At 41.5% G+C, this 11525-nt stretch carries 7 protein-coding genes; 6 read left to right on the top strand and 1 reads right to left on the bottom strand.

The features are described from left to right. Positions 1-165 precede the first annotated feature (165 nt). Entirely contained in the window at positions 166-1383 is a 1218-nt protein-coding gene (locus LEP1GSC190_RS03060) for an aspartate kinase (RefSeq protein ID WP_036037349.1), read from the top strand. Between the two features lie 226 nt (positions 1384-1609). On the opposite strand, the gene LEP1GSC190_RS03055 is transcribed toward LEP1GSC190_RS03060, so the two are convergent. After that, complete coding sequence (locus LEP1GSC190_RS03055) at positions 1610-2011, bottom strand: hypothetical protein (protein WP_036037346.1); 402 nt, start codon at positions 2009-2011, stop codon at positions 1610-1612. 508 nt (positions 2012-2519) lie between these two features. Here LEP1GSC190_RS03055 and LEP1GSC190_RS03050 point away from each other — a divergent pair. The 5 genes from LEP1GSC190_RS03050 to LEP1GSC190_RS03030 all read left to right on the top strand — a co-directional run bounded on the left by LEP1GSC190_RS03050 (position 2520) and on the right by LEP1GSC190_RS03030 (position 11098). After that, complete coding sequence (locus LEP1GSC190_RS03050; RefSeq protein WP_117344614.1) at positions 2520-4604, top strand: methyl-accepting chemotaxis protein; 2085 nt, start codon at positions 2520-2522, stop codon at positions 4602-4604. A gap of 185 nt (positions 4605-4789) precedes the next feature. Beyond that, on the top strand, positions 4790-6865 hold the full coding sequence (locus LEP1GSC190_RS03045) for a methyl-accepting chemotaxis protein (protein WP_117339113.1): 2076 nt from the start codon (positions 4790-4792) through the stop codon (positions 6863-6865). Positions 6866-6926: 61 nt separating this feature from the next. Further along, positions 6927-7961 (top strand): putative peptidyl-prolyl cis-trans isomerase, encoded by a 1035-nt coding sequence (locus LEP1GSC190_RS03040; RefSeq protein ID WP_002746366.1) that lies wholly within the window; start codon positions 6927-6929, stop codon positions 7959-7961. Between the two features lie 49 nt (positions 7962-8010). Next, positions 8011-9549 (top strand): spiro-SPASM protein, encoded by a 1539-nt coding sequence (locus LEP1GSC190_RS03035; protein WP_002746391.1) that lies wholly within the window; start codon positions 8011-8013, stop codon positions 9547-9549. Continuing rightward, positions 9524-11098 (top strand): cytidylyltransferase domain-containing protein, encoded by a 1575-nt coding sequence (locus LEP1GSC190_RS03030; protein ID WP_002746427.1) that lies wholly within the window; start codon positions 9524-9526, stop codon positions 11096-11098. Before LEP1GSC190_RS03035 ends, LEP1GSC190_RS03030 begins: the two co-directional genes overlap by 26 nt. The last annotated feature ends 427 nt before the right edge of the window (positions 11099-11525 follow it).

The following is an 11525-nucleotide window of genomic DNA, read 5'->3' as shown; positions in this document are numbered from 1 at the left end:
TCTTCTTTAAAGGATTCGTTCGAAAACGAAATTCTACGGTATTGATAAAACTTTCGTCAGTTTTAAAACCTTTCCTGAGAACAAAACTCTCTTTCCAAAATCGAAGAATCAAAATCGAATTCTCTTGATCCCTCGTCTTGAAAGAAAAATATGACTGTTAAGGTTATGGCAAACATCATCGTTCAAAAATACGGTGGAACTTCCGTGGGAACCCCGGAAAGAATCCAGAACGTTGCAAGAAGAATCAAATCCTATCATGACAAGGGACAACAAATCGCCGTCGTGGTTTCCGCTATGGGACATACAACGGACGATCTCGTAGAACTCGCCGCAAAAATTTCCACGAATCCCCCCAAACGGGAAATGGACATGCTCCTCTCCACTGGTGAGCAGATCTCCACAGCACTACTCGCTATGGCACTTTGGGAAATCGGAGTTCCTGCAACTTCTTTTACCGGTTCTCAAATCAAACTTTTAACCGACGGAAATTTTTCTAATGCGAAGATCAAAATGATCGATCGATCTCGAATCGATGTAGCTTTGAACGAAGGCAAGGTAGCCATCATCGCGGGTTTCCAAGGAATCGACGAGGAAGAAAACATCACCACTCTGGGAAGAGGCGGTTCCGATACATCCGCGGTAGCGGTAGCGGCAGTTCTAGGTGCAAAAGAATGCGAAATTTACACAGATGTTGACGGAGTTTATACGGCCGATCCTAGAATCGTTCCAAACGCAAAAAAACATACACAAATCACTTATGAAGAGATGCTTGAACTTGCAAGTTTAGGTGCGGGAGTCCTTCATTCTAGAAGCGTAGAATTAGGAATGAACTACGATGTAGTCATACACGTCCGCTCCAGTTTCAACGAAAACCAAGGAACGCTTGTGATGAGCGAGGATAAAATTATGGAAAAATTAAAAGTCAGCGGAGTCACCGCAAAAAGTGATCAAGCAAGAATCACCATCGCGGAAGTTCCCGACAAACCCGGTTTAGCGGCGAGACTTTTTGGAGAATTGAATTCCAAGCATATTCTCGTAGATATGATCGTGCAATCCTCGCCGCATAACGGAATCAATACGATCTCATTTACGATCCCCAAAAAGGACGTTCTTCAAGCAAAACCGATTCTTCAGGGATTTTCAAAGACACATAACGCAAAGGAACCCGAAATCAACGAAAGTATTGCGATCGTTTCCGCGGTCGGAGTGGGGATGAAATCTCACGTTGGAGTTGCAGCCGGAATGTTTCAGGCGCTCGCGGACAATGGAATCAACATAGAAATGATTTCCACCTCCGAGATCAAAATCTCTTGTGTAATCCCCGAAGATCAGGCAAAGATTGCGATCAACAAAATTCATGACGTATTTGGACTCTCGGCATAAAGTCTTCGATTTCCAGCACCATCGAAAGACAAAATTTCTAAGCTCGTAGAGAGATCTGGATATTCCGCCAAATCACCCGCCGAGTTAAGAAAATCGGTATTCTTTGATGCGGGAACCTCAGAGACATTTTTGATTTCGAAGATGCAACAACTTTCACAGATTCTATATTTTAGAAAAATCTAAATCGATATTCAACACCCACAAAGATCTCACTGGGAAATCGAATTCAATCTTCTTTCGTAGAATAGAAGACGGCAAGCAATTGAAAAAATACAAAAATCCAGTGCATCGCTGTAGTTCCGTAGCCCATCAGCAGACTGTTTACAGCGATAAAAATCCCCCACATAAGAATATTCGCAGTTCCTAATAAAACGTGAATCGCAACGGCGACGATATGCCAGGATCGTCTCGGTTCCGCACGAAAAAGAAGAACCCCAAGTATAAAAGCGAGCCCGTGCGCCTCAAAAAAGCCAATTCCTACGAATTCCTGTCCCTCGAAAATAAAACGCGCCGGACCTTTTCCAAAAAAGATCCCCAAAATATCCAAAGCAAAAAACGCGACCGTAGACGCAATAATCAACGCGATACCATTGATCTGCAAAAGTAATTTACGTGCCGAAAGCGACATGGTTTAAAAATCTCATATTATATTTTTAGAAGGGAACTCAATGATAACGATTTTAAAATCAAACGTCTGTACGGAATAATCATTCTAAGACCATAATCCAATGAAAAGTTGATTTTGAACTCGTCCCTATACCTCCGATAGAGTTTAACAGTGAAAAGGTGATTTCAAGAATTCCCCCATCTGTGGGAACTACTACATTATGTTATTGGCAACTTGACAATCATAATCGTGGATCCTTCTTCAGGCTTTGGGAAAAGTTTAACAAAGAACCCCTTTGATAATGTCTTTCATTCTTCTAATATATCAAAGAATTCGAATCTACCAAGTCCTAATCTTAAAAAATCGGTAAGCACCAACACCCATGAATGCGACATAGGCCGAATTTTTTGCTTTTCCCGAGATAAAATAATGATTTTTTTATAAATTAGCAATTTTTTGCTCGAGCTTTTCGTCCCATCCTTCGTTAATCATTTTTAATTACTTAACAGACAAGTTGCGGGAGGACGCAATGAGCATTCGATTTCGCATTTCTTTGTATCTTTCGATCGTATTGTTTATCGGTTTTGGAATTCTTGCAACAATCAACTCATATACAGCCTATAAAAAACTAGAACAAGAAGTGGTCAACAGTTCCGAAGTAACTGCGGAACGTTGGACCTTGGAAATAAAAGATTATTTAGATACAGGTATGGGTATAATCCGGGGTTTCCGATTCCCGCTTTTATTCGATTCCCCTCCCCGAGGCAAAGTTATCTTAGCCTTGCAGGAAATACTGAAGGCGAACGAGAATTATTTCGGTGCCCGAGTAGCCTACGAACCGAACGGTTTCGACGGACAAGATGATCAATTTGAAAATACTACCGGGCATGATGCCACCGGAAGATTCATTCCTTATCTTCACCGTGGAAAAACGGATGAAGAAATCGTATTGGAAGCCGCTAAGTATTATGACAGCCAGGGTTTGGAAGGAGAATGGTATCAAATCCCTAAAAAAACGAATCTTCAATTTGTAACTGACCCGTATTATTATGAACTCGATGGAAAGATAAAAATCCTTATGATATCTCTGATCGTTCCGTTCCGTGTAGGGAATCAATTTTACGGGGTAGGTGGTCTCGATTATCGATTGGAGGAATTACAAAAACTGATCGGAAGTAAAAAACCGTTCCAAGATCAAGGTTACTTAACCCTTATCTCTCCAAGGGGAATTTATGCCGTGAATAGTTTTGACGGTAATCTAGTGGGAAAACAAATTCCAGACGCCCAAGAATTGGAATTTTATCTTAAAGAAAGTCAGGAAGAGACCGGAAAAAAATTTACCACCGACTCGAACGGATATACGCATTATTTCTTTCCATTTCATATCGGCAAAGACAAACGTTTTTGGGCGTTGCAGGTAAGTATTCCCAATTCGATTTATCGAACCGCGATCATTTCCATTCTCTTTCAAAGTTTCGTTGCCACCATACTCATACTGGTCTCCGTTCTTCTTTGTGTAAATTTTATATTCCAAAGATTGATCTCAGCCGGACTTCTCAAAGCCGTCGGATTCTCCGAAGAAATTGCAAACGGAAATTTAATCGCACAAAGTTCCCACGACAAAAAGGATGAGATCGGAACACTTCTCGGCTCCATGAATCAGATGCGGGAAAATCTTCTCAAAGTTCTACGAGAAATCGGTGGTTCCGCATACACTCTCAGAGATACTTCCGAGAAAATGGCGGATTCTTCCAGAAATTTCTCCGACGTCGCACAAACACAAGCTTCCGCTGCAGAAGAATCTTCAGCTGCCGTCGAAGAACTTGCTGCTTCTGCTCAAAACGTTGGCAAGTCTATGGAGAAGGCCGTATTCAGCATGAAGGAAATCGACGGGAACGTAGTGAGACTCAAAGAACAAATTGTTAATATAAACAGAGAGATGCAGGACTTAGTCGAACTCGCTGCTCTATCCAAAGAACAAGGAGTCACCGGGGAAAACGCAATGGCCGCATCCACAAGTGCAATGGCCGCTATCGGCGACAGCGCTTCCAGAATCACGGAAATCTTATCAATCATCACCGAAATCTCCGAAAAAACAAATTTACTTGCACTCAACGCCGCTATCGAAGCTGCAAGAGCAGGGGAAGCAGGAAAAGGTTTTGCAGTCGTTGCTGAAGAAATCGGAAAATTGGCATCACAGACTTCTTCAAGCGTTCAAGAAATCGGGTCCCTTGTAAATTCCACAAACACCGCTGTATTAAACGGAAATACTAAAGTCGCAGAAGCATCTAACGTTCTCAAGAAGCTGAGGGAACAAGTTGAAGAATTTGATCGATACGCCAAGAACGTTCTTGCATCCGTTAAAAACCAGGAAGAAAATACGAAAGAAATTTCTCAGAGTGCAAACGAACTTATGACCTTCAGTTTACAAATCGAAGAAGCAGTCTTAGAACAAAAACGTGCCACCGACGAAATTACAAAGACCATCATGAGTATTTCCGACGGAACTCAGGAAATCGCGTCAGGTGCAGACGATCTTACTTCTTTCTCCGGAAACATACATGGACAAGCGCAAAATCTGGGGCAATTGATAGGAAAATTTAAGACAAATTGAAATGAAAATTTATATTATAACGAAATCGAAAAAGGAAATAGATCTTTAGCCTCAATTTATAAATTTCATCGTGATTTATAATTCTTGCCCAAGTCGAATTTCAAATATAAATATTTGAATTGATGAATTCTCTTTTTTCGATACGATGACTCTTTTCGATTTGAAAACAAAAAGGTTGGAGAACCATGAGTATTCGATTTCGTATTTCCCTTTATTTATCCATAGTTCTATTTATCGGATTCAGCATCCTCGCCGCAATCAACTCAATTACCACTTATAGAAATCTGAAATCGGAAGTGGAAAACAATTCAACGATTACTTCTGAACGCTGGTCCTTGGAAGTGAAAGACATTCTGGACTCCGCCATGTTCTATGCGAGAGGATTTCGCTCTCCTCTCATCTTCACTTCCCCGCCAAGAGAAGCCGTTATCACTTCGATCAAAGAAGTCATAGAAAGAAACCCGAATTTTTTCGCTCTCTGGCTGGTCTATGAGCCAAACCTCTATGACGGCAAAGACGCTCAATATCGAAATACTTTCGGACACGATTCTACTGGAAGATTCGTTCCTTATGCATTTCAATCCGGTGAAAAAGGAAAAGCCCGAATCAGACCCAACGTTGGTTATGAGAATCTAGACGGAACGGGCGACTTCTATCAGATTCCCAAAAGGAACGATACTTATTACGTTTCAGAACCGTACCGCTACAAATCCGATAGTGTAGATACGATGATGATTTCCATCGTTGCTCCAATCAGCAAGGACGGTTTCTTTAGAGGAGCCTGCGGGATCGATTTAAAAGCGGAAGAATTACAAAAAAAATTCGGGGAAGTCAAACCGTTTCGCAATCAGGGATATATGACTTTGCTTTCTCCAAGCGGACTTTATACGGTAAACGGAAAAAACCCTTCCTTAATCGGAAATAAAATTCCAGACGCCCAAGAATTGGAATTTTATCTTAAAAAAAGCCAGGAAGGAAAAAACTTCACTTACAGTTCCGAAGCACACACACACTATTTCTTTCCGTTTCATGTCGGTAAAGACAAACGTTTTTGGACGTTGCAGGTAAGTATTCCCGATTCGATCTATACGGACGAAATGTTCAATACGATTTTCTCAAGAGCTTTAACGGCTATCCTTATACTGGTCTCCGTTCTTCTTTGTGTAAATTTTATATTCCAAAGATTGATCTCAGCCGGACTTCTCAAAGCCGTCGGATTCTCCGAAGAAATTGCAAACGGAAATTTAATCGCACAAAGTTCCCACGACAAAAAGGACGAGATCGGAACACTTCTCGGCTCCATGAATCAGATGCGGGAAAGTCTTCTCAAAGTTCTACGAGAAATCGGTGGTTCCGCAAAAATGCTCAAAGATACTTCCGAGAAAATGGCGAATTCTTCCAGAAATTTCTCCGACGTCGCACAAACACAAGCTTCCGCTGCAGAAGAATCTTCAGCTGCCGTCGAAGAACTTGCTGCTTCTGCTCAAAACGTTGGCAAGTCTATGGAGAAGGCCGTATTCAGCATGAAGGAAATCGACGGGAACGTCGTGAGACTCAAAGAACAAATTGTTAATATAAACAGAGAGATGCAGGACTTAGTCGAACTCGCTGCTCTATCCAAAGAACAAGGAGTCACCGGGGAAAACGCAATGGCCGCATCCACAAGTGCAATGGCCGCTATCGGCGACAGCGCTTCCAGGATCACGGAAATCTTATCAATCATCACCGAAATCTCCGAAAAAACAAATTTACTTGCACTCAACGCCGCTATCGAAGCGGCAAGAGCAGGGGAAGCAGGAAAAGGTTTTGCAGTCGTCGCTGAAGAAATCGGAAAACTAGCATCACAGACTTCTTCAAGCGTTCAAGAAATCGGGTCCCTTGTAAATTCCACGAACACCGCTGTATTAAACGGAAATACTAAAGTCGCAGAAGCATCCAACATGCTCCAGAAGCTGAGGGAACAAGTTGAAGAATTTGATCGATACGCCAAGAACGTTCTTGCATCCGTTAAAAACCAGGAAGAAAATACGAAAGAAATTTCTCAGAGTGCAAACGAACTTATGACCTTCAGTTTACAAATCGAAGAAGCAGTCTTAGAACAAAAACGTGCCACCGACGAAATTACAAAGACCATCATGAGTATTTCCGACGGAACTCAGGAAATCGCGTCAGGTGCGGAAGATCTTACTTCTTTCTCCGGAAACATGTACGGACAAGCGCAAAATCTGGGGCAATTGATAGGAAAATTTAAGACCGACTAAAACTTAGAAAAACGGTTGAACCTACTTAAGATCTTACAGATCAAGGGCATTAGGACCGCAGATGAATTCAAAGCAAACTTACGCAAAAAACTTTTTCTTTACGGGAACGTTTGTATTTCTGTTTTTACAAAATCCGATTCAAACGGCGGAGTCCCTCAACCGAGTCATCGCGACCGTCGGAACGATTTCTATCTCGGAGCTCGATCTTGACGACGCAAGCGAGAAATATAACAAACTCCAAAAACACTTAAAACATGAAGACTTTCGTAAATCCCTCAGAACGAGAATTATAGACTTTCTGATCGACCGCGCCATCGTGGACGTCGTCGCCGAAGAAGAATCGATTCAAGTCAACGAACAAAGAGTCGATTCCGAAATCGAAAAAAGAATGGAAGTAATGGGAATTACAAATCGTAAACAATTCGAAAAAGCAATGGAAACTTCTTCAGGTATGCCTTTCGAACTCTGGGTCACAGAACTTCCGTACCAAATCAAAAAAGGACAACTTCTTCAGTTAAAAATCGCAGTCCCTCCTCCGAATGAACAGGAAATCAAGAACTGGTACAACCAGAACAGAGACAAGGTCGGGTTTGAAATTCGATATAGAATTATTTCAATCGCCCCCGAAAACGACTCCGTCCAAGAAGAAAACAGACTCTACAAGGAACTTTCCGATATCAGGAAATCGGTTCTCACAGATCCTTCTTCCTTTGCATTGATCGCGGGTTCACCCAGAAACGATCCGGCCCTTAGATCCAGAAGAGGAATGGTAGAATGGATTTCTTCCTTCGATCTTTACAAATATAGTAAGATCACGGCCACGATTGCGGCGCCTCTTCCTAACGGAGGAGTTTCCGAAGTATTTAGAGACGAAAGAAAAAGATATTCAATCCTTAAGATAGAAGGCAAAAGACCAACTCCAATGGAAAACCTACGCGGCGGGATCCAGAACATTCTCTACAGGGATAAGGAAGAAGATACGTTTCACAGATGGCTGAAAGAATCCAGAGCCGAAATTCCGATCCAAATTTTCGACGATGCCTATAGAAAAGAAAATAAGATTCCCCTTAAGGAAGAGACGTTCCATTTGGATTGATTTTGAGCATTACTATATACGCGTTTTTGGTCGATATTAATTTCAAATCATGAAATTTCCGATCTTCCATTCTGCCGTATTTCTTAGTCCGGAAACGGCATCTCTGCTGGAATCCGAAAACGAAAGGGAAAATCTTCTACTTCTTTCCCTCAGAAAACTTTCCAAGGTTCTTCCCGAATCCACGGTTTTTTTCAACGCATGGCCCTTCCCCAAAAAAATAGATACATACAATCTTTTGAATATTAGAATATTAGAAGACCGGTCGGAAATCTCGTTCGTAAAAAAAATTTCTTCCGAACTTCCCCAATCCAGAACCGGAGATCCGGACTGGGATGATGCTTCCTTCTTTTACTTTACCGGACTTTTCCCTTGTTTGGACGAAAACTTAAGCCTGGAAATCTACCGAAGACACGATCTCTATCTTTCCCAGTATTCTTACAGCGAGAACCTACCTTCTGGAATCATTCCCACAATTTTATCCAGAGAGTTTACGAACGGGATTCCGGAAGCCGTCAATACGAGCGTTCAGGAATATCTCAGCAAAAATATCAACCACTATGACGTTGAAATCTTTTATCACGACCCAGATCTAAGACAATACAGACTCGACTTCTCTTTAAAAAATAAAAGATCCTTAAACCTAGTCAGAGGATTTTTGAAATTCAAAGAGGAATGGAACTATTCCGATATCCATCCGTGGATTCAGGAACATCCGGAAGTTTTTAGAACCGGTCCTTCGTATTTAGAATTAGAAGTATATCGAGGATGCGAATTAAGTTGCAGCTTTTGTCCGAGACAATTTTCACCTAACGATCAAGACGGATCTTTTCTTAGTCCGGTATTTCTGGAGAATTTACTGAAACAACAGGAAGAATCCTTTTCCAACGAATACAGCGTTTGCTTCGGAGGATTAGGCGAACCTCTCTTGCATCCCGAATTTACGAAGTTACTTTCTACCGCTTTTCAATTTTCCTCCTCTTTATTACAGGAATTTTTTATAGAAACAGCTCTTTATACCGACTTAAATTCAACTTTAGGTTTTTTGAATGCGTTAGATTCCTCATTTAGGCAAAAAATCACTTGGATCGTAAATCTCACGACCCGAAACCAGGAAAAATATAACTCTCTCTACGGAAAAAAAGATCTGAACCGAGTACTTTCAAACCTGGAACAACTTGGTAAAATCTTTCCAAAAAATAGAATCTATCTTCAATTTTTAAAAATTCAGGAAGTCGAAGACGAAGTAGAAGTTTGGGTGGATGAAACTGAAAAACAAGGTTACGGAGTCATTCTTCAAAAATACAATCGTTATGCTGGCCTTATGCCGGAAAAAAGAGTTACCGATCTCACTCCAATTCAGAGAGAATTTTGCTGGCATCTCAACCGGGATCTTTATGTGAATTCGGACGGAACCGTTTCCGTCTGTAAACAAGCTCCGGGCAAGGTATTCGGAAATCTTCATAAAGAAACCCTAATGCAGATTTGGCAAAAAGGCCTACCCTCTTTCGCCAATTCGTTAAACGGAAAACATGAAACTACGGGTGCACCCTGTCTGAATTGTGATGAGTGGTATACGTTCAACGCGTAATATTTACGCGTTTATTCAAGCTCGGGCGGGTTCCGCAAGACTTCCCGGTAAGGTTTTACGAGAACTTCCTTCCGGTTCCGGAAAAACTCTCATCGACAGAATCCAAGACAGAATTCGGGTTGTTCTTCCCGAAGAACAAATCGTGTATTTAATCCCCGAAGAGGATGAGAAGCTTCGTTCTTTTTTAGAAAATAGGAAGTATCGTCTTTTTACCGGAGATCTTCTCGACGTAAGACAGAGATATATAAAAGCCGCAGAATTTTTCAAAGCAGACACGATTCTGCGTCTCACAGGCGATAATCCGTTTTACGATACGCTTCACTTGGACCAACTTTTGCAGTCGTTTCAATTTACAAAATCGGATCTTGCCTATGTGACAGGACTCCCTTTGGGTATGGGCGGAGAAATCTTTACAAGAAAGGCCCTTGAGTGGTGTCCTCAAGTTCTCGAAGAAAGACACAAAGAACACGTAAGCCTTTCCATAAAAGAGAACCCGCATCGATTTCGAATCACCAAACTTTCCTCTTTGCTTACCGAAAAAGAAAAGAAAGTTTTACCGAAACTCAGACTTACGGTCGACGAGCCAAAAGATTTCGAAACCGTCTCCCGAATTTTCAATCTGCTCAACGACCAGAATCCTTTTTTCGGCGCGAAAGAATGTATCCAACTTTTCGAAAAAGAACCGAACGCTTTTGCGGGAAACCAAGACGTGGAACAAATCCGTTTTCAAATTCAATCCACGAAAGTAACGAATCAGTTTCGCGTCGGAATTTTAGTCGGGGATCCGAAAAAGTTCGGAAGCGGCCATTTCGAACGTTCCAGAATTCTCTTCGCATTATTATCCGCGGCTTCCTACAAAACGTTTTGGCTTGAGGATTTTCCCGCCGACGGCGATCTGGATTTGCTAGTCGTGGATTCCAGAGATATTCTAATTCCAGAATATTCCAAAACGAGAATTCTTCTTTTGGATCATTTTGGTCCGGATAGGGAAAAATACAGACATTACGATCTTCTTCCCCATCCGACAATTTCAGATCGTTTTTCTTTGGATCGGATTTTGATTTCTCCCGGACTTTTGAATGAAAACCCGACATCAAATCCCTTCCTTCTTTGTTATGCCGGGAGTATGGATTCTTCAAAAGAATTGGACTTTTTCCTCTCGTCCTTACTTTCTAAGTATCAAAGCCTATCTCAAATCGTTCGTGTGGGCGGTGTGCCCCCCGTCGGAAACTCGATTGAGTTCATTCCTCGAGTTTCTCGATTTCAATTCCAAAATTTATTGGCGTCTTGTTCCGGTTTTGTAAGTTATTTCGGCCAGTCTCTTTTTGAAGCGGTTTTTTTAAAGAAGAAGGTTTGCAGTTACTCGATCAGCCCGGTTCATTCCTCCCTGGCCCGTCTTTGCGAGCAAACATTCGGAATTCCTTTTGCCGGTGAATTGGGTTCCGACGGATTGGATGCCTATACGGAACTTTCAATCGCTTCCCGCTCCGTTTCCGGTGAAGGATATTCTTTGTTACTCCGGGAAATCGAGGAATTCCTACATTCTTAGAATTAACCGTAAGAGTTTCGACGGTTGATCCAGTACGTCTCCGCACAGGAGGCGCCATAATAAAAAGAAGCGCTTTTACGGTTTCAAAATATGAAAAACATATTCAATAAACTTAAACTAAGTTCTACTTTGAACAATTGAATAAAAACATGGAAATAGCGTCCTCTTTTTGTAAACGGTCACTTTCGAAAAATCGCATTCTCAATGTAAAATAATGTAGTCTCAATTTCAACCGGAAATCCGAAAAAATAATCGCTCTTTGTCCCTGAATCCAGAATCCTCACATCAATACGATATAAAATTTCCCGAATCAATTGAATAGAACCGGGTTATCGGCTTTCAAAAAAACGTTTTTCGATCCATCTCTATAACCGAAAATGTTTCGTCGAGTTTAAAGAATAGCGTCCATCCAGGTATCTTACTCCCA

The organism is Leptospira mayottensis 200901116, assembly GCF_000306675.2.
GTDB classification, from domain to species: Bacteria; Spirochaetota; Leptospiria; order Leptospirales; family Leptospiraceae; genus Leptospira; species Leptospira mayottensis.
This window is presented reverse-complemented; position numbering and strand designations above follow the sequence as displayed.

Bases quoted from the DNA above. Each gene is read 5' to 3' on its own strand.
- LEP1GSC190_RS03060 (WP_036037349.1), top strand. From the start codon at position 166: ATGGCAAACATCATCGTTCAAAAATACGGTGGAACTTCCGTGGGAACC.
- LEP1GSC190_RS03045 (WP_117339113.1), top strand. From the start codon at position 4,790: ATGAGTATTCGATTTCGTATTTCCCTTTATTTATCCATAGTTCTATTT.
- LEP1GSC190_RS03040 (WP_002746366.1), top strand. From the start codon at position 6,927: ATGAATTCAAAGCAAACTTACGCAAAAAACTTTTTCTTTACGGGAACG.
- LEP1GSC190_RS03050 (WP_117344614.1), top strand. From the start codon at position 2,520: ATGAGCATTCGATTTCGCATTTCTTTGTATCTTTCGATCGTATTGTTT.
- LEP1GSC190_RS03030 (WP_002746427.1), top strand. From the start codon at position 9,524: ATGAGTGGTATACGTTCAACGCGTAATATTTACGCGTTTATTCAAGCT.
- LEP1GSC190_RS03055 (WP_036037346.1), bottom strand. From the start codon at position 2,011: ATGTCGCTTTCGGCACGTAAATTACTTTTGCAGATCAATGGTATCGCG.
- LEP1GSC190_RS03035 (WP_002746391.1), top strand. From the start codon at position 8,011: ATGAAATTTCCGATCTTCCATTCTGCCGTATTTCTTAGTCCGGAAACG.